Here is a 25,115-nt window from a genome sequence, read left to right as displayed (position 1 = left end):
GCATTATGATTTCAGCTGATTTTGCAAAAATTTATTATCAACTACATCCACGGTTCGAAGAAAACCTGTCTCACCAAAGTGTGCGTATTTTGCAATACATTCAATTTGCGGTGAATCCGACGATCAAGCAGGTTGCCGAGGCATTTCGCCTCTCACATAATACGACGTCTGAGCACGTCAAAAAGTTGGACAGATTAGGCTATATCGAAAAAAAACGGAATCCAGAAGACCAACGCCAAGTGACGATTGGTTTGACAGACTTAGGAGATACAATCGTTCGTCGTCATACGGAACTCGATCCTGAACGGTTAAATCAAGTCCTTGCTACGATGTCAAAAACAGAACAACAGACGATTGAACAGGCGTTTCGATTGTTGCGGGAGGCGGCAGATGACTGCTTTTCTCGTTAAGGTGCTGTCGAGCGCACTGGTCATCGGTCTCGTCACGGAAGTCGCCCGGCGTTCACCGTCACTGGGTGGTGTGTTGTCTGCATTGCCCGTCGTCAGTCTGATCAGCTTTGCCTGGCTCGTTAAACAGGGAAGTGAACGGGCAGAACTGAGTACATTCTTAAAGAGTGTGTTACTCGGATTACCAGCGACGTTCTTATTGCTTGCCGTCTTATATGGGTTAATTCGCTTAGGGATTCCTGTTTTTTACAGTATACTTGGTGCAACAAGTTTTTTTATCGTTTGTTGGTATGTTCAACGTCAACTACAACATTGGTGGCAAACGTAATCAAAAAGGAGCGAAAGCGATGGTAATCCTTCAAACGGAGCGCTTGACGATTCATCCGTGTACGGCGAATGACGTGACACGGCTACAACAACAGCACTACGATAACGGACCGGAAGTTCAGCATCATTTGATGTCAGTAGCGTCAGATCCTTCGATGCTATACTGGGGCAGCTGGCTCGTCATGACAAAGGATGGTCAGGTAATCGGGGATATCGGATTCAAGGGGAAGCCGGACATACGACAAGCGGTCGAAATCGGTTATGGTCTGTTACCAGCGTATCTCAATCAAGGGTTTGCGACGGAAGCAGTTCAAGCATTGATCGAATGGGCGTTCGAACAAACGGAAGTGACAGGAGTACTTGCGAAGACGGAGTCGACGAATCAAGCATCAATCCGAGTACTCGAAAAAGCGGGATTGATTCAGGTCGGGAGAGACGATCGGTATATCATGTGGGAGCGTATGAAGAGGGTGTAAAGGAAACTTGACAGGTAGAGTGTTATTTACATATAGTGGAAGCGTGAGGTGGGATCATGAAAAATAAGGTCAGAGAGATGCGCGAAGAACGTGGCTGGTCGCAAGGCGAACTGGCAAAACGATTGAACGTGTCGCGTCAGACGGTCATTTCTATCGAAAAAGAGCGGTACAATCCGTCACTCGACCTCGCGTTTACACTAGCTGATCTGTTTGAACGGCGAATCGAAGACATCTTTACACCGAATCGAATGAACGAGGAGGGAACAGAATGAAGCGAGTCAATGTGTTACTAGACATCATTTTAATTGGAGTAGGTCTGTACTTAACGATGACAGATTCGGCGGCTAAAACTCTCGGGATCATCCTCGTTTTAGCTGGCGTCACGTCACGTATCACAGGAACGGTATTCTCGCCAACGGAACCGTATGATGAGCGCCAAGGAATTGTTAAAATTCGTAGTGGACATATCGCTTATCTCGTAAGCATCGGATATCTTTTCTTAATCTTGCTACTCGTTAATCTGTCGATCATAAAAGACATTCAATTTGCTCTGTTGCTAGCATTAGGAGGGCAAATCCTGTTCTTTCCAATCGTATTAATATTTATCAATCGACGGATTTGATGAATACAAAAAAGGGATGTGTCTGACACATCCCTTTACTCCATACGTCATCATGAATTCTGACGAATGGTTTCATTCAATTTATGACGGTACGATGTTTGCCAAGACTGCTCGTCCTTCACTAACTCATCACAAAACGCAGCAACATCCTCTCCAGTGAAATCTGTCACTGGTTTTTGCTCGAAGGCGGCTTGTTCCATCAACTCGAGGACGACGGTCAGTACACGATGACTACTTTGCCAACTCGTTAGTCCACCCGTGACATTTAAATAGCGTTGAATCGCTTGATAAGCCTCATAGTAGCGAGGAGGAAGAGATTTAGCCCGCTTCTCCATCGACCGCCATTCTCTTTTAGCTTCCATACTACCGGTGATCCGCTCGAATATTCCCATCATCTCGTACTCCCTTCTTGTTTTAACTGCTGCAGTTCTTGCATTTTGTCAGATACGAACGCCCATTTTTCCCAAAAGATACGTAAACGATCGTGGCCTGCTTCGTTTAGCGTATAAAATTTTCGAGGAGGTCCCATTGTTGATGCTTTTTTTTCGATATGAACGAGCTGCTGCTTTTCTAAGCGCATCGTGATTGTATAGACTGTACCTTCCACGACATCTGAGAATCCGAGTTGACGTAACTGTTGAGTGATTTCATAACCATAAGTTTCACCGCGGCTGATGATCTCAAGTACACATCCTTCAAGTATACCTTTGAGCAATTCTGTGATATTTTCCAAATTATTCACCTCGATACTTAATAAATCAGCTACTTAGTATTAACGACTACCACTATATAGTAACACAAAGTACTGGTTTGGACAATATAAAAACCGCCTTATTATGGGCGGTTGAATGGAAATTAAGAGATCGCAAACGTATCCCGTAGTTCAATGATTGTTCCTTCGGGTGCTTTTAATTTGCTAAGATGACCATCGACGACGAAGTAGATGTTTCCGCCGTGTTTCGGTAGGAAAGGCATCCCGAGTCGTTCCAAGCGTGCTACTTCTTCTTGCAAGTCGTCAACGTAAAGTGCGAAATGGACGGGACCCGCTGCTTGTTTCGTATAATCGGTGAACGGCTGACCCGATTTGGGTGTTTGCAATTCGATATAGAAATCACCGAGTCGTAACCAGCTGTTAAAGGCGCGGTCGTGAAAACCAGGTGATTCTTGAACGAGGGAGAACCCAAGCTGTTCATAAAATTGTTTAGACGCAGCGTAGTCCGTCGTCTGAATACAGATGTGATGAATTTGTTTCATACTAAAACCTTCCTTCGTGTTCAATGAAATCATGCAAAACTAGTGTAGCATTTCATGGATCGGTTGGAACGAACGAAATGGAGAATAGGATGCAACAAACGATGAATTTGATTTGTGAACGTTTTTTATTAGGGCAAATGATTAGCGAACCTGTACGATTGACAGGGGGACTCCTGCATGAGACATGGCGACTACATACGACGACTGGATCATACGTCTTAAAACGATTGAATCCCGACATCATGCGACGACCTGAAGCACGAAATAATTTTAAGATGTCAGAAGAGGTCGCCATGCAAGCGTCATTTCACTTAGCAGCATTACCGGCACGTCGCGTAAACGATCAAGCGGTACAAACGATTGACGGCTCGGATTACCTTTTATTTGATTGGATCGATGGCAAGACGTTATCAACCGATCAACTTCGACCGGCACATGCACGACAAATCGGAGTTCAATTAGGACGGTTGCACGGTCTTTCTATAGCGACGACTGACTTTATAAAGCCGGATACCTCAAGTACTTCAATCGATTGGAACGGTCATGTAGAAGAAGGAAATCGGCAGCAAGCAAAGTGGCTGCAGCTATTCATGGAAGAGCAGGAACAGCTGCAACGAATTGAAAGATTAGCACAGGGAGCGCAAAAACAATTGCCAGTAGACTGGATCGTCAGTCATCGTGATCTCGATCCAAAGAACGTCCTCTGGACACCAACGGGTCCAGTCCTGATTGACTGGGAGTCTGCGGGTCTGATCCATCGAGCCGTCGACGTGTTCGAGACAGCCTGTTATTGGTCGAAGCTGAAAAACAATACGTTTGACCGCGTTCGATTTAACGCATTTCTTGACGGTTACGCGACAAACCAACGTTTGCCTGATGTCCACTGGACGCACGTCATCGATAGCAGTATTCAAGGAAAGCTGGACTGGCTGGATTTTAATCTCAATCGCTCACTTGGGAAAAGTGGGATCCCTGAAGCGGAACGAGTACTTGGAACAGAACAAGTCCTTTTAACAATAAAAGAATTACGAGCGCACGACCGGAATCTCTGGATCAAGTGGATGTCGGTAAGATAAGCATAAAAAGAGGCACCGAATCACTCGATTCGATGCCTCTTCGTTATTAAAACGATTTGACCAACTGTTCAATAGTTGATTCAGGAGTACGAATCGGAACATATCCGAGTCGTTTGATTCGTTCGTTTGAGAAAGTAGCGCATTCCGCCGGACGATTCGGTGTTTGGTACGGCTTGTCACTTGCTGTGATCAACTTCATCCGGAAATCCGTCTCAGGTAGATTCGCATCAATCGCATTGAAGGTGTCTCCATTATGCGCATTCTTTGCGGCGATGACGATCATCTCGACTAGATTATCCGTATGGACCCACGGGACGACATCGTCCGGATGCACCCAGGTAATCACATCCGCCTCCTTCATCCGCTCGACTTGACGATCTCCCCAGTAGGACTGCTCCTCGGCACAAATTGATCCTGGACGTAAGATGATTAAGTCGGAAGCGGGTGTGTTTTCCTGTAACAGTCGTTCGGATTCCTGTTTTGTATGGATATAGACGTGTTCGGACGGTAGGAGTGGTGACGTTTCCGTAAAATGTCCACTCACGACTTCGCCGTACACGGAAGTCGTCGAGATGTGAACGATGCGCTTGACACGAGCTTTTGTCGCAGCATCCGCGAGATGTTGTACACCAGTGACATTTGCTTCCTGTGCTAAATCGGGATCATCTCCGAGATAGGCAGCACAGTGAATCAACAGATCGACGCCTTGAAGTGCTGTAAGAAGCGAATCCGGATCACCGAGCTCACCGATGACTGCGTGGACATCTTTGAAAGCGTATTGATCCGCTTGTTCCTGAGAGCGATACAAACCGCGCACTTCACGCGCTACTTCTAGAAAACGTCGCGCAACACGAGAGCCAAGCGTTCCGGTCATTCCTGTAACTAAAATCGTACTCTCTTTCAGGTTCATAAGTGCTTACCCCTTTGACTCTGTCTTTTCTGCGAAACATTGCTCACAAATGAAACGTCCTTCGCTTTTTAGGTATGCTTTGACTTCGGTCATCCCGCGATGTTTCGGATAGCGCATCTGGATGTAGACTTTTTCGTTTCCTTCAATCGTTTTCCGCAATGCATACATGTCGGTTCTTTGCCGAACATCCTAACGCCCCCTATAAATTAATATCTTCTATCTTATCGTAAAGGAAAAACCAGGGTGTTGGAAGAATAAAGTAAAAAAGGAATCTAAAGGAGGGTGTCTATGATCTTCATTGCTATTTTTCTCGCCGTTGGTGGAGTCGTTTGGTTCATTTCAGCGCGGAGTCAATCGAAACATCGCTCGCTCGACGATCAGGAATATACATTGAATCAACATGATGTCCATCAGCAACAAAATCATCGGGATTTTTGAAGGCAAGTAAAGGAGCATCAGGTCGAGGGACCGGATGCTCCTGTTTAGCGATTGCGTACATGGAGAAAATATTTCGCATTGCTCCAAATCAAGGCGATAATCAATAAGCTGATCGCAAAGATCTGAGATTGACCGGTCTCATACGAATACACGACCAATACGACGATGATCCCCATCAATAGGAGTTGCAAAGAAGACTGTGAACGGATGAGTCCCTCTAACACGACGTGTCGCTCGCCGTCATCTGAAGCAGCGAACAGCTTTTTGATATAGTTTGTTTCCGAGTACTTCGGGAACTGACGGTCCGGATATATATGATGCATGAGATTAAGATAAAAAACAGAGGCAAGACTACTGATGATAAAAAAGAGTCCGCTCAGTATCAAATGAAGTCCGAACTGGTTTTCAATGATGCTAAACGATGCGAGCCCGATGCTGAGAAGAGTAGAAACCTGAACTATCATCATGCCATCTGCATAGTAGCGATTCACTTGATCGTCAATCGCGTCCTCTTCGTCGGAAGAAACAGAGTGTTGAGTCAATTGACGAATTTGCGAATAGCGTACGATGTAACTGAGAGTCAAGAGCGTCAAGATAACGAAAAGACCAATAAATATGTAATCAAGATAGAGCGATCGTTCAAACTGTGACAACTGGATATTTTTTAGGACAAACATGACGAAATAACTGCTAATAAAACCGAGTAACGCTGCGATGATGACCTTGACTGCTTCCTTGTTCATGTTAATTCCTCCTCATCGAAATAAAAGATGTCTTCTAGCGGTGTGTCAAACACACGAGAAATTTTGACAGCGATCAATAGCGACGGCATGAATTCTTCGCGTTCGATTAAGCTGATCGTCTGGCGCGAAATGTTCGCACGCCGTGCCAGTTCAGACTGATTCCATCCGTGACGGGCACGTAATTCTTTTAAACGGGATTTCATATAGGGATTCACCTCCTATATAATGTAACTTATCATTGTCTTTATGACAATGATAATAGTCAAAAAAGACAATATAATAGTCAATTATTCGTAAAACGATCATATCGTTGGCATAAACTGTATACTAGAATAAGTTGAAAGGAGATGTGAAATCCGTCGATGAAATCTCAGTCACGTGTAAATAACGTTATTTATCATGATGAGAATGTTACGCACCAGATTGCTTCGATTCTCCAAATGGAAGAGACATTGCTCAAACAAAAAATCGCGTATCTCCAGGACGTCACAGACCCCGGTACCACTTCTGAATACGAACAAGGGCGTCAGCAGCTATCGGATAAGCTCGATACGTTGAGACGTTCCGTAAAAATGGATCTCGTCTCGCGTGATGACGTCACACTTCGAACGAGAGCACGTTTTGAACAATCACTCAGAGCAACAAGTGTGACAGAAGAGGAAGCTTGTCTTATTCAAGACTATCTCCGAATTGAGGCGACGATGCTGACAAAGTCGGGAGAGTCGGTTTCGGATCTCTATGCTGCTTTATTTGACGCGGATGAATCCACTCGAAAACAAGCGCTCTTATCGATTGAGGAAGCGTTCCGCACGAAAGAATCCGTCATTCAACCGTTGTTTTCACGACTCGTTGAGTTACGACAAGCGCGTGCCACTGCAAGTGGTAAGATCGGATACGAGGAACTAGCTTTTGCAGAACTCGGACGCGTCGATTATACGAGTCAAGATGTCGATCATTACGCCACCATCATTCAATCTGACTTTCTACCAATCAAACGGCGATTTCAGCGCGAACAACAAACGTTTCTCGGCAAACAGGCGCTCCATCCATGGGACGTCCGGCAATCGGCCTATACACAGATTGATCATCACGTGACCGGTTCTGATACTTCATTCTTAGATCAGACTCAAGCCATCCTCGAGAGCGTTCACCCCTATTTTGCGGACGTATTAAAAGACATGCGACAGATGAATCATCTCGATATCGATGCCCGGTCAAACAAAGCGGGCGGAGGGTTTTGTGAGTATTTACCGGTCGAACAACAATCGTTCTTATTCATGAATCGTATCCATACGTTTGATGATCTCGTCATCTTTATGCATGAGATTGGTCATGCCGTCCATCATGATGCGATGAAAGAAACGTACGACGGACTACAACCGATTCCGCTTGAAGTAGGGGAGTTCGCTGCCATGTCGCTCGAGTTGTTGACGATGAACGAATGGCATCAGGTGATTTCGGATAAAAAAGACGTTGCCCGGGCAAAACTCGAACAGATTCGTTCCATTGTCGAGTTCTTACCCGAGACGATCATCGTCGATCGTTTTCAATCATGGCTCTATGCTCACCCGGGTCATGATCCAAAAGAACGACATGCCTATTATGCCGATCTCCGAGAATCATACGATACGGACGTCATCGATTGGTCGGAAACACCCGATTGGAAAGGTCATGCATGGATGAGTGTCATCCATCTCTTTGAGACACCTTTTTATTACATCGAGTACGCGATTGCTCAAATCGCCGCTCTCCAGGTTTATCAACATTTCACGAAAGACCCTGACCAAACGCTGAAAGATTTCATCGCAGCCTTGGCGCTTAGTCAAACCCATTCGATCCAAGACGTCTATGCGAGAGCGGGCGTATCCTTCTTACCAAGTGATGCGGAAATGAGAGAGTTGATGGCGTTCCTAGAAGGTCAAATTGAAATTTGGACAAATGAGTTAGAAAAGGCATATTAAAAACAACACGCTTTGATCAGAAATAGCAGATGTACAAAACGATAGGAGGACGAACATGAATATCCGTAAAAACATCGTCTATGCGACATTATTTAACGAAACAGGCGATCAATTATTGATGGTCGAGAATCGTGGTGATCACGGTGACTACCATACATTGCCTGGTGGGACAGTCGAACGTGACGAAACTTTACATATGGCAATCACGCGTGAAGTTTTGGAAGAGACAGGATTTACTATTATTCCAGGTGACATCGTCCATGTGGCAGAAGCATTCTTTCCGCAAGCGGGGGAACATTGTCTCTTTTTCTTCTTCGTGGGAGAAATCACTTCTGGTCAATTAAAGACGAATGTTCCGGAAGAAATTTCCGGACTCGTCTGGATGGACCATGAAGAAGCGTTCAAACACCTCAACTTACCGGAAGCATCAAAAGAAGCGTTCTTTGCTGGTCGAACGGTACCGTATGATTTTGCTGGAGAAATCATCCATACGTAAGGAAGTGTTGCTTGACGTAATAAGGTGACGAATTTTCGGGTACAACTTTACAGGAGTATTACTCGAAACTTGTAGAAAGTCAGGTGAACACACAGTATGTCGATTCTTACGTTTCACGAAGTCAGCTATCAACACATCTTACACGAAATAACAGGTGAGTTCCGCGAAGGTGTCATTACGACGCTCGTCGGACCAAGTGGTGCCGGGAAATCCACGACCTTGAAGCACATCAATGGACTGATCTCTCCCGATCGCGGCGAAATTTGTTTTCGAGGCGAACCACTTGAACAGATGGATCTGCTCGAGGTCCGCAAACGAATCGGGATGGCGTTCCAAAGTGCGCCGATGATTCCGGGTACCGTCTATGATAATATCAATTTGCCGAAATCGATCTTCGGTGAATCGTTGCCACGCGAAGAGGCGAAACGTTTGCTGCAACAAGTCGATCTATCGGTCGAACTTGAGCGAACGGTCAAAGATTTGTCCGGTGGTGAACGGAGCCGACTCGGAATCGCACGGACACTTGTCAATCGACCAGACGTCCTGTTGCTTGACGAAATCACGGCAAGTCTCGATTACCGGATGGTACAGGAGATTGAGAAGCTGATTCTTGATTTGCAGCAGGAGTTACAGACGACAATCATTTGGATTACACATGACTTAGAGCAAGCCAAGCGGGTCAGCGACGACGTCTGGTTTTTAAAAGACGGTCGATTGATCGAGTCTGGTGCTTTTAAAGAACTCGCTTCAAGTGATCAAGCCGAGACACAAGCGTTCTTGAAGGGGGAATCGATATGAGTTACCTCCAACTGGCAACTTCGCTCATCTTCATTCTGATCCCTCTTGTCTTAGCGCGGACGTTACGGCTGGGTCTAGAGAAGGACATCATCATCGCAACCATTCGATCGATTGTACAGCTGTTGATCATCGGTTATATTTTGACGTTCGTCTTTGAAAACGGAAGTCCAATTTTCATGTTATTGATGATTCTGTTGATGATCGGCGCAGCGACACTGAACGTCATCCGTAAAGGGGACGGAATTCCCGGGATTCAGTGGATCATCTTGTTCACACTGATTGCGGTTGAAGCATTGACGATGGGCATTTTGCTCGGGCTACAGATCATTCCGTTCGAAGCCCAGCAAGTCATTCCAATTAGCGGGATGGTCATCGGAAACTGTATGATCTTGTCCTTATTGTTTCTCAATAAGTTCAAGGACGAGGTCGAACGAAGCGACGAGGTCATCGAACTGATTCTTTCACTCGGTGGAGATGCGAAGACAGCGATTGATACGAGCTTAAAAGGCGCAATCCGGACAAGTATGATTCCAACGATCGAAGCGCAAAAAACGATGGGGCTCGTCCAACTGCCTGGGATGATGAGTGGGTTGATCATCGGTGGCGCGGATCCAATGGAAGCGGTCCTTTATCAACTATTGATTCTATTCCTGATCTTGACGACGGCGGCGATGGCATCGGTCCTCGTTGGTTTTCTATCCTACCGTCGACTATTCAATGAAAAAGCACAATTCATCGGTTTGACCTATAAGAAAAAAGACACGTAAGGAGCACATTATGCAGACTTATCCGATTACAGAAGCCGACCTGCAACTGGTCGAACGAGCAACTGAAACGATTCAAAGCCGTTACGCTGACGATAAACATCACGTCGCAGCTGCGTTGCGGACAAAAGATGGCGCGACGAAAACGGGTGTTCATGTCGAAGCCTATATCGGACGGGTGACGGTGTGCGCGGAAGCCATCACGATCGGTTCCGCCATCACGGATGGATTGACGGATTTTGAGACGATCGTCGCCGTCCGACATCCCTATTCGGATGAGACGGACCGAACGATTCGCGTCGTCAGTCCGTGCGGTATGTGTCGCGAATTGATTTTCGACTATGCACCGGACGCATTTGTCCTCTTGACGATCGACGATCAGTTGACGAAAGTCCGGATCGCGGATTTGATTCCATTGAAATATGTCCGACAGTAAACAGGACCTCCTTATCATTCGGTAAGGAGGTCCTTTCGTATTTACGAGGTAAAAGACGATTGACTTAGATAAGGCTCGATTTGTTTCCGAGTTGTTCGAACTCCCAATTGCCTTGGACAATCAAGATATTGCGATGTTTGTTCTCCCTTATTTCGAGTAACCCCTGTTCTTTCGTAAAGAAAAGTGGTCCAAATAAGGGATGACAGGCATATTCCTGATCTTCATCGAGCATGAAGAGTTGGTTGTTGACGACTTTAAGTCCAAAGGAAATCGAACCATTGGAATAGATTCCTTCAATCTCAGACCACTCGATATTTGGTTGAGAGACACGTTCCTGTTCAATTCGTTTGCAGGTTTGTCCATTTAGAATGATATAATAAACATCTTTGTTATCATCCTCTACGAAACCAACTGTCACAGTAGGATGCCCATCCGCATCCTGCACGAAATAGAGTTTTTCCTGATGCGCATGCAGCGTCATCTCTGTTCCGTTTAGATACATCTTAAGTTGTTGACTGTCGATGATAATCTGCACCAGCCCATTTTGATTTCCTAAAAAGTAGCCTGTATATCGCTCCAGATCAGAACGAATCGGAACCATTTGTTCCGGTTTCACAGGATTGTTCGTAGTATCCATGAGCTGATCAAAGATTTCATAAGCGAGATCGATTCCATAATCTTGGCTTGCGAGCGTCACGATAGCAAGTTGTTGCTCTGGAGCAGCTAACATGAAACTCGTATACGTTCCGATTGCGCCACCATGACGAATCGTTGGTGTTCCATTGTAGTCTTCCGTGATGAACGATAATCCACATCCAAGTTGTTGCAGATTGTAACGGCTAACTTGCAATGTGTGCATCTCGCGAATCGCTGTTGTTGACAGGAGCGTTGTAGTGTTCAAATGCATCAAGAGAAATTTGGCATAATCCGTTGCGGTCGACATCGCAAACCAGGATGGATAATTCGCCGCATTCTCATAAAACGGTCTGACGACGGTGTGACCAGTCTCTGTTTTTTCATGACCTAACGCGAGTGGGAAGGTCATCGCCATGAGAGGATCGTAAAACGTACGTGACATTCCTAACGGTTTGAACAAAAGATTTTGCATAAGCTCTGGAAAATAGGTTTGAGTCACGTATTCTGCAACGTATCCCGCAATATTAAATCCGTGGTTACTGTACGAAAAGAGGAGACCCGGAGGAGCAATCAATGATAACTCTAGCACGTCACGGCGGATGTATTGTTCTAATGCGTCGACGTTACGACTACCGGTGAAATCCGTCCCGTCAGGAAGCCCAGACGTATGACTTAGCAGCATACGAAGAGTGATTTTACGCGCAGCACCTAGATCTTTTAAAGAAAAGAACGGCACATAGTCGATGATGGGAACATCTAAATCTAACTTACCTTGATCGACAAGAATCATAATCGCTGTTGCGGTCAACGGCTTGCTTAATGAACCAATTCGAAAGAGTGTATTCGCTGTGACGGGAACCCCGCCATCTTCGAGATGTGTTACCCCAAAGCCATTGGAGTAGACGATTTTCTGACCTTTGATGATCGCTAACGAAAATCCGGGGACCGCCTGAGAAACGACTTGTTCTTGAATGTAGTGCTCTAACGTAGAAATCATCTGTTCACTCGCTTCCTATTTTGTATATTTTTCCTTTTAATTTGTAGGACTAGTTCGTTGAAATGATTATAATCCCTTTTATTCCCTTTGAAAAGTGTGTATATCCGCTATTTTTATGTATTTACTTCTAAAAAAACCTTATATTGGTTATCATAATGACATTAAGTTGCAGGAGGGGTCTAAATGGACAGTTTATTAGAAATAGAACGATTATCCAAAACCTATACGCGGGGAACAGAAACGGTCGAAGCATTAAAACAAGTCTCCTTCACGTTAGAAGAGGGTGGTTTCATTGCCATCATGGGAACAAGTGGATCCGGAAAAAGTACCTTATTAAATATTTTAGGGGCGCTTGACGTACCAACCGGCGGAACGTTGACGCTAAAGGGGAAACGACAACGCGACATTTTTACGGAACCTGCAGCGACCTTATACCGACAACAGCACATCGGGTTCATCTTTCAATCGTTTCACCTGCTCGATGATTTGACGGTTCAGGAGAACATCGCTTTACCGTTGATGCTGAAGGGGATGGATGATAAAACGATCAATCAAGAGGTAGACACTTGGCTCAAACGAGTCGGACTGACGAAGTGGAACAATCATCGACCGCAAGAGCTGTCGGGAGGACAACAACAACGTGTCGCCATCGCACGTGCCTTGATCAGTCGACCACCGATCATCTTAGCGGATGAGCCGACGGGGAACCTCGATTTCAAGACATCTGCTGAAATCATGCAGTTGCTTCAAGAACTCAATCGCGAACAATTAACGAGCATCCTGCTCGTGACCCATGATGCGACCGTAGCTGCTCATGCGAAGCGGGTGCTGTATTTCCATGACGGACAGATTGTTGCCGATCAGCTGTCGACCGGAGACGTGGCGCCGATCTTAGAGACATACGAGCAGTTCGTGGGGGCTGTATGAAACGACAACATCTCTTCCGTCTTTCCCACCGACTGTACCGTAAAAGTCCGATGATTTTAGTGACCTCAATCGGAAGCGTCATGATTTCGATTGGTCTTGTCTTAACGATGGTCATTTTTTTATTACATAATCAAGCCGCTATCGAGACAGATCGTGTACAAAGATATGGTCAAGTCGATCTGACGGTCAAATATACACCTGAAGACGAGCGGACGGATCAGTCCGTGTTTGAGCAACTTAAAAAGGATCACGATGTCTTGGGCGCAGAGTCGATCATACAGACGACAGCGCGCGTCGCTGGTCAAACGATGGTCGACGTGGAGACGATAGGAGTTCATTCGGATGCCCTGACGAAAAGTCGGTATCATTTCACGAACGATTTGAAACAGGGAGAAGCGATCGTGTCAGCTAGACTCGCGACGTCGCTTGATCGTAGTGTCGGGCAAACGCTTCGCGTCGGAGAAGCGACGTATCGAATCCGTGAGATTTTACCAAGTGCGACAACATCTGAAGCTACGCAAGATCAAGTCTTTCTTTCGTATGCTGATCTGAAGAAGTATCATCCGATCGAAACGAAAGCCGTCTTGCTCAATCTAAAAAAAGAGGCGGATCTCGTCCACTATGCCGATACACTCGTCAAAGCGAATCCGAAGCTCCGGATTGAACTTTCGGAAGGGCAAACGCTCTCACCGGCGCTGAACGGTTACATCGGAATCTTGTCAGTACTGATCCTTGTCGTGTCCGCCTTCATCTTGATGGCGAATTTCGACTTGTATTTACGTAAACATGCTGTCCAATTTGCCATCATGCGGACGCTTGGGGCGACGACACGGCAACTGTTTCAGCTGTTCTTCGTTCAATCTGGATTGATTGTCTTAGCGGGCACGGTGCTTACGATTCTAGGCAGTATTTGCTTCCCGTTACTCGGTCAACTCGTATGGCCGACAGAGGGTAAAATGATCGTCTCCCTCATGATCGAACAGGGAGCGTTCTTGGTGCTCATCACGACCGGTAGTGCCTTGTTGATTCTGCTGTTGCTCGCGAGTACGGCTTATCGAAAACGGGATGTGTTACCACTCCACGTCTTGCGAGAAAATCTGAAAACGGCGTCACGACCGACCCGGCGAAAACGTCTCGTCCTGTTCAGTAGTGGATTGACCGTCAGTTTGGTGTTGTTCGCTGAAGTGATTGCCAGTACGGAGGGGGCACGGGCAATCGCCTGGCTCGGTGCAACCGTCGCCTTTTTACTGACGATGTATCTTGCGACGCCACTCCTCTTGAAGGGAGTGCTGCATCGAGCGGAACCGATCGTTCGTCGGTTAGCGGGACCGACAAGTTTCGTCGCCTTCCGGGGCGTGTTACCGCAACTTCGGAAAAATGCCTGGTTGATGCTGATTGTTCAGGTCTTGATGATCATCGTCGTCATCGGCTCGACGTTCCTTGAGACGGTGCAACAAAACGAACGGAAGTACATCATCAGCCAATATCCGACGGAGGTCGTCTTAAAGAGTCGTTTAGATGAAGGATCGCAAGGAGACCCGCTACAATTGATTCGACAAATTGAAACGGACCTACCTGGCGCAAAAGCGACCTTCCTGTCGTCTCGAAATTCACTCGAATATCAATCGTCTCAAGAAGATGTCTCGATCGAATACGAAGTAACGGACTATCGTCGTCTTGACGTCTTAGAGGGAGAGCAGACGAGTGACACAGAAGGAATCATCGTCTCACGGACCTTCGCTAAAAAACATAGTCTCGAAAAAGGTGATACGTTGCCGCTCGGGCGATGGGACGGGGAACAAGAACGAAGCGTTTCGGTCGGTCAATTCCGAATCGTTGGAATTGAAAAGAAGATAGCACCAGACGTCCTCGTGGATTGGCGGAACGAGCTACTGCGGCAACCAAACGATCACATCTTGAATGTCTTTATCGACGTTCCGTCCGAGTTAAAAAAGACTCAAGTGACCACAACATTATTAGAGATCACAGAAAGTTATCCGACATTGCAAGTGAATCGACTATCTGACGCGCTTCGCGATGCGGAGCAACAAACGACGGAACGCTGGTTCGTCTTCTTGATTGCGCTTGTCGTCATGAGTGGATCCGTCTGGTTCGGACTTGCGAACGCCTTACTCAGTTTCGTGAGTGGAAAACGAGGCGAGTATGCCTTGCTACGAACGATTGCGTTGACACGGAACAAGCTCCGGCAGCTGACACTCATTCAAATGCTCTTATTCGTTGGGAGTGGCATCACCTTTGGGCTGATTAGTGGTCTTGGTGCGACTTTCTTCGTGACACGGATCGATGATAGGGGGGCATTTTACTTTAACGGACCGACGATTGCCGGAACCATTGCCGGTTTGATAGTGCTTGTCCTAAGCATTGCTTGGTTCGTCACCCGACGAAAGCAGGAAAACCTCGTTCACGAATTGAAACAGTAAGTAAGGGCACGAGAACCGGGGGGATCGAAATGCGAAAAACGATCGGGGCGATTCTATTACTCATAGTAATTAGCGGTGTCGGCTGGTGGATGATCGCAGATGAACGGGATGCGACCTATGAACAGATTGTTGAAGTGCAAGTCGTAAGACACGTGACGAAGCAGTTCGGACGTGATGATATCGTGTCAGTCAAACCGTACTTCGTAGCGTCCGAATCATCGAAATCACGACGTCATCAGATTGCCGTTCAGCTGAAGTCGACACCAACGGGAGAATACCGGATGTATCGTGTACTTCAAAATAAAGTCGAGTACATCGGTCGATCACGGACGGTTCGATCAGATTAAAAAGATACGTCACATCAGTTGGGGGATTTAGATGAAAACGAAAGCCGAACGCATCACGTTCATTCAAGAAGAAAAGCGTCAACTCGTCAAACCACGTTTATACAGCTCGTTGCTGTACGGGGTCAGTATCTTATTAGTCGTCGCCAATCGGGACGTGTACTGGCCATTGTTCTTTTTACTTGTAGCACTAGTGTGGATTGCGCGGATTCACTCGCAAGAAGTCGAACGTGATATGGCATTAACGGTAGAACCACAGATGAAAAAAATCATTCAATGGCAGTATGTGACCGATTTTTTGTTCGTCATCTTAATGGGATTATTCTTCCCGCTGATCATCGTATTCGACTTGCCATTCTTCCTCAGTTTTACTGTCTATGTCGTTCTTGCGATTGTTTTGCTCGTATCCGATATGTTGCTTGAACGAAACGGAAAACGTCTCGATGCTGAGCATCCAACGAAGAAGGAACTGCGGATGTATCCGAAGTCGTGGAAGAAGCTCTAATCCGTGGAGCCGGTCGATGCACCGGCTCCTTTTTGAGCATTCCGGTCGCTTCAGCGTGTTCGACTGCCGTATGATGAAGGGGCACATGAAGAAGGAGGTCCTCGTATGCTTGCTATCATCATTGGATTTATCATCGGTCTGCTCGTACCAGTTCAAACGAGTGTTAATACACGGCTGCGGGGCGTTGTCGGTTCGCCGTTCCTCGCTTCGCTGATTTCCTTTTCGATCGGCTCACTCTTCTTACTGATTCTGGTGTTGGTCGTCGATGGGAATCTCACAGGTCTTATGGCTACTGCCGATGAACCGTTCTGGATTTGGGTTGGGGGACTGCTTGGCGTCATCTATTTGACTGGGAACATCCTGCTGTTTCCGCGACTCGGAGGCGTACAAACGGTCATCATGCCCATTTTCGGTCAGGTCATCATGGGACTGTTGATCGATCATTTCGGATTGTTTGAGTCAACGGTCACCTCACTCTCACTGACACGAGTCATCGGCGCAGTGCTTGTGTTACTCGGTGTCGTTGGAACGGTCGCGCTTGGTGACTATTTCGCACGACGGCGCAAGCAACAGATGACATCATCAGAAAACTCATTGTTTATCTGGCGTCTGCTCGGAATTCTAACCGGTATGATGAGTGCTGCCCAGACAGCGATCAATGGTCATCTCGGTAGTGTTCTCGGGTCAGCCGTCAAAGGTGCCTTGATTTCATTCGTCATCGGTACGATCACCTTGTTATTACTGAATCTGATCCTCCGAACGAAATGGCACATCGATCGTTCGCAACCCTTACCTGCTTGGATTTGGATCGGGGGATTGATCGGTGCGTTGTTCGTTGCCGGTAATGCCTTCATCGTTCCGCTCGTTGGTACAGGACTCGCTGTCGTCATCGTCACGATCGGTCTTCTGACCGGCAGCCTATTGATTGACCGTTTCGGCTGGTTCGGTGCAAAGAAACAACCGGTCACAGGTGTGCAGATCGTCAGTCTACTTGTCATGCTTAGCGGTATTGTGTTGATACGCATTTAAAAACAGCTCGTTCGAACGTATGGTGGCATACGTTGAGAACGAGCTGTCTTCGGTCATTTCTTTAAATCAATTTTAACGGTAATCGTCTTTGCGAAAATAGCCCCTGAGACGAACATGACGAATTCTGTCTCATCTGCAGGTACTTGATAGACAAGGTTCACATGTGACCGACCCGGTGCAACATACTTCATACCCTGTTTCCATGTTTTTTCGTTTTTGTTTTCATAATCAATCGGTTCATAGACACCACTGACTCCCGTCACTTGGAAACGATTCGGGAAATAGTAACTTTCCTCCCCAGCATCTCGATAGTAGAGATCTTGATAAAACGTCGGAACCGTGATGTACTGATACCCCTCTTTCTCTTTTAGTTTCAGGGAAGCAGGCGGTTGCTTCAACAATTTTCCGATCCAGAAACTTGTATCTTTAACAGCCGGATCTCCTGGGAACGTCTTAATCGTTCCTTTTGCCATCGTCTCTTCGATGACACCGGATGATTCTTTTTTCGTCGTCTCGAGCTGTCGCTTTGCACCCGTAAGACCATCGGAAATTTTGCTTCCCGTCGTGATGACTTTTGGAGCTTTCGCAACAGACTTCTGTTTGGCAGGTTGTTCATTCGTTGCAAACAGGAAGAGGGAAAGGACACCGACGAATAACACGGCTCCGATAGATGAAAGAGCAAGTTTAAAGCGTCGTTCGGTTTCTTTTGAGTTAGCATTGACGCTGCTGATTGCAGCATTCGGAACGATACGGACAGCGCGCTGTGCTGGTAAAATCGCACCGATGATCCCTGTCAGCAGGGGAATGAGAATCGTTGCAGACAAGAAACCGAGTTCCGTCGTCGGGAATTGGCGGTATACTTGCCAAATCATCACTAGCGCAAACAGAAGTCCGACGATTCCAGCTAGTAACCCTGTCAGCAAACCTTCTAATAAGACGAGGCGTCGAATCAACCCGTCTTGCCACCCTGTCGCTTTTAAGACAGCGAGTTGACTGCGACGTTCATTGACGTTTTGCCAAAGAATTTCCGTCGTCGTCAAGATGGCGATCAATAGGGCAACACCCATCGCGACATAATGCATCGTGCCGACTTCTAAGGCGACATATTCACCAAGCCACGTCGCATAGAGCACCCCTTTTAAGCGGAATGTCACGAAGAGGAAGAAGATGAACAGACTCGTCGGCAAGGCGATCGCGATAATCGAAAGGATTGTTCGTTGCCAGTACGTAAAGAGTTGGTTCATGCTCATACCAAGAATCGATTGTGACCGAACGAATCGTCGCGAACGTGAGACTTCACCGGATCGCATGCTCTCATATGGTTTGATTCTACGAATCAATGCCATCGGAACGAGCGTCCCACCCCAGTAAATGAGTAGACCAGCAAGACCGATTAACAGAATTCGTCCTAAAGCGATCGGATGATCAGTCGTTAACCAAAACGTACCGAGAATCGACCAAGCGATTAACGCTACGAGAGATCCGAGTAGCGTCGCTTCAAGGAACAGCAACTTCGAGAGTTGACGCGGACGCCAGCCGAGAGACAATAGAATCGCGAATTCCTTTTTGCGTGCATAGAGTAGAATGATATTTGAACTAAAGACATAGACGAGCGCAACCGCGATGACGCTAGCGATGACGCCAGACATACCGACCTTCGCCTCTTGGAAAATCGTCATTGAAGAACCGAGTTTGATCCACGGTTGTTGGACCCAACCGAGGGCCGATTGTTTTTCAAGTCCTGGCAAGTACGTCAAAGCGAGCTGCGGAGAGGAACCAAGTGTGATGTCCGTGATCAGACCGGTCTTCTCCTCAATTTCGTTCGCGACGTCTTGGAGCTTTTGCTCACTCGCTGCATTCATCTGATCGACGCCTTTGACATTGACGCGGATGACAGAGATTGCTTTTTCGCCACGAATCTTGAAGGCGGCATCAAGCGTCGTCAACATCGAAGGGGGTTTCGTCAGGAAGTCATACGGATCATTCGTCGGTTTGACATCCTTGACGGGGTTAACCGGACGATCATTCTTATCCATGACCCATTGCGCCTTTGCAGGGAAATACGTTTCCATCGGTAGTTCCGTCAAGGGATCCTTCGATATATTCAATTTCTTTGGATTGAAGACTCCGATGTAGTTTAAGCGAACTCTTGGCCAATCATCACTCGTCTTCCCAAACATGCGTGCTTCCCGGTACATCGTCCGTTTTGCTAGTAACGAATCCGGATCGACTTTCTTCGGTTCAACTTGGTAACTGAACGGCCAGCGCGACGCAAAGGGGCTGGAGATGGACTGATAACTAATCGGTGACGGCTTTAGGATCAGCCATTCGGAATTTCCTGACGGCAGCTCAGGAAACGAGTCCGTCATGATTTGTTTTAGCAGTGTTTTTTGAACGTCCTGCGTTGTGACTGAATACGTCTTTGCAGGATCGTCAGTCGTCTGTAGCGTATTTAGAAACTTTGCACCACCACGCTTCGTAACATCTTGAATCGTCTCTTGAATCGAGTCATTAATAAGCGGGAGGTCTATTTTCTCATACGTATACGTCCGTGACGCATCGACATATTCCCGTTCGCTCATCAAAATGGGCATCTCAACCGTTCCGAGTTCAGGATCGACGACGTTTGCTTTGTCTTGTTTGTTAAAGTAGCGACTATGTTTTCCGCTGATCGTCGCGTTATCTAGTCCGATCAAGCGGGCTTCTGCTTCGGGATCAATTCCGGCAACCATCGTCGCACTTCCGAATTCTAATAACGGATCTTCACCTAGAACAGCAGGTGAGACGCCGGAACGTGTTGCATTTTCATCTGGTGTCCATCCGGCAGCGAGATAATTAACGGTAGAGTACTTTTCGACGTTCAAGCCGGTATTCTGTTTATCAGTGATCGTCAGTTTATAGACACCGTAATCATCAAACCGATGCGTACCAACAGGTGCATTTGTAGAGTGGTTTCCAATCATCGCAATCGGAGCTGCGACTTCGACGTCCGAGATATCTTGGATCGTCTTATATTGCTTCATCGTGATTCCACCATCTAGACTACTCATATAGTTCGGTTCGAGTAGTTTGAGGTCTTCCGTCACGCTTCGGCTATTTGGGGGACGCACGACGATATCGTAAGAAGACTTCCAACGTTTTTGCAGTTCGTCGACGACTGTTCCGTTATTTGCTTGTGTCGTCCCGATCAAATAACTCAAACCGGTACTGACGACGAGAACGCCGACGAGTAATAAAATGAATCGTTCCTTGTTGCGCCACCACGAATTCCAGATGAAACGTAGCATGATACCATACATCCTTTCTCATCGTATTCTTATGTAAAAAACGCCTGCACATTCATGCAAGCGCAATGGATCACAGTTCGATTTTAATCGTATGCGTTTTCGGGAATGCATCGGAAGCAGCGAATAAGACGAACGTCTTCGCTTCTTCTGGTACTTGATAGACTAAATCGATTTGAGCGCGATGTGGAGAATAATATTGATGACTGTTCTTCCACGCCTTCGGATTATGATTGACGTAATCGACGACGTCGTACTCGTGTCCTTTGCCATCATTGAGAACGAATAAGTTTGGTTTATAGACACTGTAAGCTCCGAAATTATCGGACGTGTCATGCATGACGAGCGGAATCGTGACATAACGATAACCTGGTTTATCTTTCAGGTTTAATTCTTTTGGAGGAGAGGAAAGAAGTGCCTCGGCACGGAATGTCTTCGCTTTTAGTTTAGGATCACCCGGATATGTCTTGACGAGTCCCTGTTTCATCAATTCGTCAATGTTTAAGATGCGATTCTCCTGCGTCTCGTTTACACCAGCTAATTTTGTTTGTGATGAGACATTGATAGGTTTCTCCTGATGGGATGACCAATACCAGCCTCCCCCACCGATCAGGGCAAGAGAAGTAATCACTAGAGGAATCGTTTTACGAGCTTTTGACATAAAAACACTCCTTTTTGATGTAATAGTCAGAATATTTATATAAAATATACTATTTACAAGGAATGGAAACAAGCTAAATGGAGAAAATAGTGTAAAAATAAGGAAACGGTTACCCGATTGATAAAATAAGGTAAAATAACCTTAGTGAAGTGAAAGGGGAAGAATTATGAGAGCAGTCATTCAAAAACAATACGGTGATGTAAACGTGCTACAGATGGATGATGTCGTGATGCCGATTCGACAATCTGGAGAAGTCTTAATTCGTGCGGTATGGACCGGAGTCAATTTCACGGATATCAAACAACGACGTGGTGGCAAGGCGACTGGAACCTTTCCATTTGTTCTCGGAGTGGATGTGTCAGGTATCGTCGTCGATGCGGATCCATCTTCCTCGATCAAAGTAGGGGATCGAGTCATGGCATTTGTATTAGATGGATCATATAAGGAAGTAGTCCGTGCCGACGAACGGTTAGTTTACAGTTTACCTGAAACGATTTCATTACGTGATGCTGCTGCAGGAATGTTGACTTCGATTTTAAGCGAGATATTGTTGACGCAGATCGCACAAGTGAAACTGAAGGATACAATCGTCATCCACAGTGCCGCTGGAGGTGTCGGATCGATGTTGATTCAATTGGCGCGATTAAAAGGAATGACACGATTGATTGCTACTGTTGGACATGCTGATAAAATACCTTATGTTCATGCACTTGGTATTCAGAATGTCTTTACATATAATGATTTTTCTGAAAAAGTGAAGGAATTGACGGTTGATAAGGGAGCAGATGTTATCTTTGACTCTGTCGCGGGTTACGTGACACGAAAAAGTCTTGACTGTCTCGCGTATTACGGAACACTCGTACAATTCGGTAATAGTAGTGGAGAAGCGGGTGAACTCTCGACGACAGACGTTCATGCGAGTTGCCGGACGATTCGTGGATTTAGTCTTGGCACGACACGTCAACTGGATCCAGAACGTATTCGAACTGCTGCGTCCTATGTCTTGACGTTGTTTGAAGAAAATAAATTGAAGATGCCAATGATTCATGAGTTCCCATTAGAGGAAGTGCAAAAAGCGCATCGGTTGATGGAATCTCGACAGTATCAAGGAAAAATCGTCCTACGAATCGGAGGAGACGAGATTGAGTGAAGAAGAGATTAATCAACGACTACGAGACGATCTTGAGTTACAAGAGATGTTAACGCTAGTGGCAACATTAGAATTACCTGATTGGTGGATGTGCGCGGGATATGTCCGCTCTATCGTATGGGAGGAGAATCGATATGAACGACCGGATATCGATATCGTTTATTTCGATCCTATCGATCTTTCGGAGGTAACGGAAAAGCGTCATGAAGGGCAGCTAAGACGCTTATCGGATATACCGTGGTCCGTTAAAAATCAAGCGCGCATGCATCTGATCAATGGATTACCACCATATAAGTCCGCGAAGGATGCGATTTTACAGTTCCCCGAGACCGTCACGTCGATCGGAGTGACGAAACGACCAGACTTCGAATTGTATCTTCCTTATGGTGCGAACGATTTCGCTGATCGCATCATTCGACCGACGCCACTTTTTCAAATCGGTACCGCGCGTCATTCGTTTTTTCAGCGACGTGTGATCGAAAAAGGATGGCAAGACGACCCAGGTCTACATATATGTACATGAAATAAGAGGGAGCTTAAACGATGAAACGAATCAAACCTAAAAAACAGATCACTCTTTTCATGTTAGGACTCCTTTTTCTCAGCGGGTGCGCACCGGAAAATAATGTCGAGGTGAAAGAAAAGATTCACGTTGATGGTACGAGTTTGTTCGACAGTGGCTCTTATCCGACTGCTGTAGAGACGGCCGAACATCAGTTTAAATATGACTTGAGTGACAAGTCCACCTATACGTTAAAGCAAGACGATTTCCGAGTGGATGCGCGATTCGGTGACTATAATTTACTGCTAGCAAGCGTAATCGATGGACGATACGATTCGCTGATGATTTATGAAAAGAAGTCGAACTGGATGTTACGCAGTTCGATGGATCTCATTCGAGATCAATCCACGAAAGGCGAGTCGATCGAAGGGAGTCTAGCGTGGGAAGGAAACAAGAAAAGAATGACGACGCAACTTGTAACGAATCGTCATTATACGGTAATGGAGACACGACTGAAAAGTGAGCAGATTCCGGCACGATTTGGAAAACGGGTACGTACCATCAACGGACTGAAGGTACACGTTCAAAAGCAAGGGAAACAGCTCAATCTTGCCTACCAAAACGGAACAGACGTGATGTGGATCGTCAGTGATCGACCGGAAGAGACAACCATGCGGTTGATTCAGCGATCACCAGAAAGTCCGATTGACTCGCTTCTCACTGAGTAAACAATTAAGCAGACTGAATAGACAAAGAGGCTGACTCCAAAAAAGAACGACGCGTCTGTTCACGCCCTTCCCTCAGGCGAGACACAAGGAGCTTTTCTGCCTTATTCAAGCAAGAAAGCAGATCTTATTTGTCTCTGACAGCGCAAAGAGGCGCATTTTCCTGTAGGAGTTGCGTGAAACGCGTCATTCTTTTTGTTACGAGGTAAGGGTGGCAGATCATCATTCTGCCACCCTTACCTTTATGGAAACGGATTTTTGAGTCAGCCTCTTATACTTACGAACGATAGACGGACTTGAGGTAATCCGCGATACGGTGCCAAGCCTGAAACGCTACGTCTAAGTCACCGTGGTGTGTAAAGGCATGAGCTTGACCAGCGAATTCCTGGTGCTCAACAACGACACCTGCCGCCTGAAGGCGATTCGCATACTGCCGGGCCTCCTGCGCCAGCGAGTCGTGCTCCGCTGTCAGGACGAGAGTCTGTGGTAACGCATCGAGTTGAGCCGCATAGAGTGGCGAAGCGAGGTGATGATACGCGTCTTCCGCACGAGCGATGTACATCGCATTGAACTGCCGTGCCTGTTCAGCGGGGATCGCTTCCTCAAAGAATGGTTTATCCGCGGGATCCGTCGCGAGATCAAGCGGAGGGTAGTCTAGAATTTGAGCGATGAGCGGCACAGGATCTGTCTGATCAGCGTTCCATAACGATACGGCAGTCGCGAGATTGCCACCGGCACTATGCCCTCCGATTGCGATGCGTGAAGCATCGAGGCGTAGCGTATCAGCATGTTGGAAAATCCACTGAACGACTTCATAGGCGACGTGAACCGGAACAGGAAATGGATGCTCCGGCGCTAACGGATACGCGACATTGAGAACATGACAGTTGGCGGTCTCGGCGAGAAACAGATTCCATGGTTCATCCATCTCTGGTGTTCCGGTGATGAAACCACCACCATGGAAACTGATGAATCCAGATAATGGTTCTACTGCATCAATCGGTGAGTGGCACAACACTCGGACATCTCCGACTGAAGTCGGCACGTGTAGCGTAGTCGTTGTCGCTTGCGGTGGATGAGGAGGTGTGACTTGAGGACGTTCCTCATCCGAGCGGATTTGTTTGGCAAGGTCAATCATCTCTTGGCGCTTCATCGAATTCCTCCTTTAGGTCTATCTTCATCATACCGAACGGATTGGTGAATTGC

The 25,115-nt window shown here is 46.6% G+C and carries 30 protein-coding genes; 20 read left to right on the top strand and 10 right to left on the bottom strand.

Annotated features, from left to right (window positions below):
* Positions 1 to 5 precede the first annotated feature (5 nt).
* From N179_RS05305 to N179_RS05285, 5 genes are read left to right on the top strand one after another with little or no spacing between them, the layout of a single operon-like run.
* A complete protein-coding gene (locus tag N179_RS05305) occupies positions 6 to 410 on the top strand; it encodes a MarR family winged helix-turn-helix transcriptional regulator (RefSeq protein WP_075642438.1) in 405 nt (134 codons plus the stop codon).
* Entirely contained in the window at positions 391 to 735 is a 345-nt protein-coding gene (locus tag N179_RS05300) for a DUF3147 family protein (RefSeq protein ID WP_035397105.1), read from the top strand. The genes N179_RS05305 and N179_RS05300 overlap by 20 nt, the downstream gene beginning before the upstream one ends.
* A gap of 19 nt (positions 736 to 754) precedes the next feature.
* Entirely contained in the window at positions 755 to 1,210 is a 456-nt protein-coding gene (locus tag N179_RS05295; RefSeq protein WP_075642437.1) for a GNAT family N-acetyltransferase, read from the top strand.
* A 56-nt stretch (positions 1,211 to 1,266) separates the two neighbouring features.
* On the top strand, positions 1,267 to 1,482 hold the full coding sequence (locus N179_RS05290; protein ID WP_035397109.1) for a helix-turn-helix transcriptional regulator: 216 nt from the start codon (positions 1,267 to 1,269) through the stop codon (positions 1,480 to 1,482).
* On the top strand, positions 1,479 to 1,832 hold the full coding sequence (locus tag N179_RS05285; protein ID WP_075642436.1) for a hypothetical protein: 354 nt from the start codon (positions 1,479 to 1,481) through the stop codon (positions 1,830 to 1,832). Before N179_RS05290 ends, N179_RS05285 begins: the two co-directional genes overlap by 4 nt.
* 50 nt (positions 1,833 to 1,882) lie before the next feature.
* Here the strand turns inward: N179_RS05285 and N179_RS05280 are convergent, their stop codons facing one another.
* The 3 genes from N179_RS05280 to N179_RS05270 form a co-directional block, all read right to left on the bottom strand.
* Positions 1,883 to 2,227: a DUF1048 domain-containing protein gene (locus N179_RS05280; protein WP_338083375.1), complete on the bottom strand. Its 345-nt coding sequence runs from the start codon at positions 2,225 to 2,227 to the stop codon at positions 1,883 to 1,885.
* Entirely contained in the window at positions 2,224 to 2,565 is a 342-nt protein-coding gene (locus N179_RS05275) for a PadR family transcriptional regulator (protein WP_023468462.1), read from the bottom strand. Before N179_RS05275 ends, N179_RS05280 begins: the two co-directional genes overlap by 4 nt.
* A 122-nt stretch (positions 2,566 to 2,687) precedes the next feature.
* On the bottom strand, positions 2,688 to 3,086 hold the full coding sequence (locus N179_RS05270) for a VOC family protein (RefSeq protein WP_075642435.1): 399 nt from the start codon (positions 3,084 to 3,086) through the stop codon (positions 2,688 to 2,690).
* Positions 3,087 to 3,187: 101 nt separating this feature from the next.
* Between N179_RS05270 and N179_RS05265 the strand changes: the two genes are divergently transcribed.
* Positions 3,188 to 4,162: a phosphotransferase gene (locus N179_RS05265; protein ID WP_158024753.1), complete on the top strand. Its 975-nt coding sequence runs from the start codon at positions 3,188 to 3,190 to the stop codon at positions 4,160 to 4,162.
* 46 nt (positions 4,163 to 4,208) lie between these two features.
* Here the strand turns inward: N179_RS05265 and N179_RS05260 are convergent, their stop codons facing one another.
* Positions 4,209 to 5,072, bottom strand: a complete 864-nt coding sequence (locus N179_RS05260; protein WP_075642433.1) for an NAD-dependent epimerase/dehydratase family protein — start codon at positions 5,070 to 5,072, stop codon at positions 4,209 to 4,211.
* A gap of 288 nt (positions 5,073 to 5,360) precedes the next feature.
* Between N179_RS05260 and N179_RS16930 the strand changes: the two genes are divergently transcribed.
* Positions 5,361 to 5,510 carry a hypothetical protein gene (locus N179_RS16930; RefSeq protein WP_023468457.1) on the top strand — a complete coding sequence of 50 codons (150 nt, stop codon included), beginning with the start codon at positions 5,361 to 5,363 and terminating at the stop codon, positions 5,508 to 5,510.
* A 44-nt stretch (positions 5,511 to 5,554) separates the two neighbouring features.
* Here the strand turns inward: N179_RS16930 and N179_RS05250 are convergent, their stop codons facing one another.
* Together N179_RS05250 and N179_RS05245 are read right to left on the bottom strand one after the other, a co-directional pair.
* Positions 5,555 to 6,253: a DUF3169 family protein gene (locus N179_RS05250; protein ID WP_075642432.1), complete on the bottom strand. Its 699-nt coding sequence runs from the start codon at positions 6,251 to 6,253 to the stop codon at positions 5,555 to 5,557.
* Positions 6,250 to 6,456, bottom strand: coding sequence for a helix-turn-helix transcriptional regulator (locus N179_RS05245; protein ID WP_023468455.1), 207 nt, complete (start codon positions 6,454 to 6,456; stop codon positions 6,250 to 6,252). The genes N179_RS05250 and N179_RS05245 overlap by 4 nt, the downstream gene beginning before the upstream one ends.
* A gap of 159 nt (positions 6,457 to 6,615) precedes the next feature.
* Between N179_RS05245 and N179_RS05240 the strand changes: the two genes are divergently transcribed.
* From N179_RS05240 to N179_RS05220, 5 genes are all read left to right on the top strand, one after another.
* Positions 6,616 to 8,214: a M3 family metallopeptidase gene (locus N179_RS05240; protein ID WP_075642431.1), complete on the top strand. Its 1,599-nt coding sequence runs from the start codon at positions 6,616 to 6,618 to the stop codon at positions 8,212 to 8,214.
* A gap of 55 nt (positions 8,215 to 8,269) precedes the next feature.
* A complete protein-coding gene (locus tag N179_RS05235) occupies positions 8,270 to 8,710 on the top strand; it encodes an NUDIX domain-containing protein (protein WP_083639916.1) in 441 nt (146 codons plus the stop codon).
* A 96-nt stretch (positions 8,711 to 8,806) separates the two neighbouring features.
* Positions 8,807 to 9,508, top strand: a complete 702-nt coding sequence (locus tag N179_RS05230; RefSeq protein WP_075642430.1) for an ABC transporter ATP-binding protein — start codon at positions 8,807 to 8,809, stop codon at positions 9,506 to 9,508.
* Positions 9,505 to 10,275: an ABC transporter permease gene (locus tag N179_RS05225; protein WP_075642429.1), complete on the top strand. Its 771-nt coding sequence runs from the start codon at positions 9,505 to 9,507 to the stop codon at positions 10,273 to 10,275. Before N179_RS05230 ends, N179_RS05225 begins: the two co-directional genes overlap by 4 nt.
* A 10-nt stretch (positions 10,276 to 10,285) precedes the next feature.
* A complete protein-coding gene (locus tag N179_RS05220; protein ID WP_075642428.1) occupies positions 10,286 to 10,708 on the top strand; it encodes a cytidine deaminase in 423 nt (140 codons plus the stop codon).
* A gap of 64 nt (positions 10,709 to 10,772) precedes the next feature.
* Here N179_RS05220 and N179_RS05215 read toward each other — a convergent pair whose 3' ends face one another.
* A complete protein-coding gene (locus N179_RS05215; RefSeq protein ID WP_075642427.1) occupies positions 10,773 to 12,341 on the bottom strand; it encodes a serine hydrolase domain-containing protein in 1,569 nt (522 codons plus the stop codon).
* 183 nt (positions 12,342 to 12,524) lie between these two features.
* Between N179_RS05215 and N179_RS05210 the strand changes: the two genes are divergently transcribed.
* The 5 genes from N179_RS05210 (at position 12,525) to N179_RS05190 (ending at position 17,587) form a co-directional block, all read left to right on the top strand.
* Positions 12,525 to 13,268, top strand: coding sequence for an ABC transporter ATP-binding protein (locus N179_RS05210; RefSeq protein WP_075642426.1), 744 nt, complete (start codon positions 12,525 to 12,527; stop codon positions 13,266 to 13,268).
* Entirely contained in the window at positions 13,265 to 15,709 is a 2,445-nt protein-coding gene (locus tag N179_RS05205; RefSeq protein WP_075642425.1) for an ABC transporter permease, read from the top strand. Before N179_RS05210 ends, N179_RS05205 begins: the two co-directional genes overlap by 4 nt.
* Positions 15,710 to 15,738: 29 nt before the next feature.
* Positions 15,739 to 16,056, top strand: coding sequence for a hypothetical protein (locus N179_RS05200; protein ID WP_075642424.1), 318 nt, complete (start codon positions 15,739 to 15,741; stop codon positions 16,054 to 16,056).
* A gap of 31 nt (positions 16,057 to 16,087) precedes the next feature.
* Positions 16,088 to 16,558 carry a hypothetical protein gene (locus N179_RS05195; RefSeq protein WP_075642423.1) on the top strand — a complete coding sequence of 157 codons (471 nt, stop codon included), beginning with the start codon at positions 16,088 to 16,090 and terminating at the stop codon, positions 16,556 to 16,558.
* A gap of 105 nt (positions 16,559 to 16,663) precedes the next feature.
* Positions 16,664 to 17,587 (top strand): DMT family transporter, encoded by a 924-nt coding sequence (locus N179_RS05190; protein ID WP_075642422.1) that lies wholly within the window; start codon positions 16,664 to 16,666, stop codon positions 17,585 to 17,587.
* Positions 17,588 to 17,640: 53 nt separating this feature from the next.
* On the opposite strand, the gene N179_RS05185 is transcribed toward N179_RS05190, so the two are convergent.
* Positions 17,641 to 20,874: an FtsX-like permease family protein gene (locus tag N179_RS05185; RefSeq protein ID WP_075642421.1), complete on the bottom strand. Its 3,234-nt coding sequence runs from the start codon at positions 20,872 to 20,874 to the stop codon at positions 17,641 to 17,643.
* A gap of 70 nt (positions 20,875 to 20,944) precedes the next feature.
* Positions 20,945 to 21,532 carry a hypothetical protein gene (locus N179_RS05180; RefSeq protein WP_075642420.1) on the bottom strand — a complete coding sequence of 196 codons (588 nt, stop codon included), beginning with the start codon at positions 21,530 to 21,532 and terminating at the stop codon, positions 20,945 to 20,947.
* Between the two features lie 166 nt (positions 21,533 to 21,698).
* Between N179_RS05180 and N179_RS05175 the strand changes: the two genes are divergently transcribed.
* The 3 genes from N179_RS05175 to N179_RS05165 are packed head-to-tail and all read left to right on the top strand — an operon-like array spanning position 21,699 to position 23,912.
* On the top strand, positions 21,699 to 22,682 hold the full coding sequence (locus N179_RS05175) for a quinone oxidoreductase family protein (RefSeq protein WP_075642419.1): 984 nt from the start codon (positions 21,699 to 21,701) through the stop codon (positions 22,680 to 22,682).
* Complete coding sequence (locus N179_RS05170; RefSeq protein WP_244150212.1) at positions 22,675 to 23,205, top strand: nucleotidyltransferase family protein; 531 nt, start codon at positions 22,675 to 22,677, stop codon at positions 23,203 to 23,205. Before N179_RS05175 ends, N179_RS05170 begins: the two co-directional genes overlap by 8 nt.
* A 20-nt stretch (positions 23,206 to 23,225) precedes the next feature.
* Positions 23,226 to 23,912, top strand: coding sequence for a hypothetical protein (locus N179_RS05165; protein WP_075642418.1), 687 nt, complete (start codon positions 23,226 to 23,228; stop codon positions 23,910 to 23,912).
* 274 nt (positions 23,913 to 24,186) lie between these two features.
* Here the strand turns inward: N179_RS05165 and N179_RS05160 are convergent, their stop codons facing one another.
* Positions 24,187 to 25,062 (bottom strand): alpha/beta hydrolase, encoded by an 876-nt coding sequence (locus tag N179_RS05160; protein ID WP_075642417.1) that lies wholly within the window; start codon positions 25,060 to 25,062, stop codon positions 24,187 to 24,189.
* Positions 25,063 to 25,115: the final 53 nt, after the last annotated feature.

Origin of the sequence: Exiguobacterium indicum HHS 31, assembly GCF_001939065.1 — a bacterium.
Lineage (GTDB): Bacteria > Bacillota > Bacilli > Exiguobacteriales > Exiguobacteriaceae > Exiguobacterium_A > Exiguobacterium_A indicum.
This window is presented reverse-complemented; position numbering and strand designations above follow the sequence as displayed.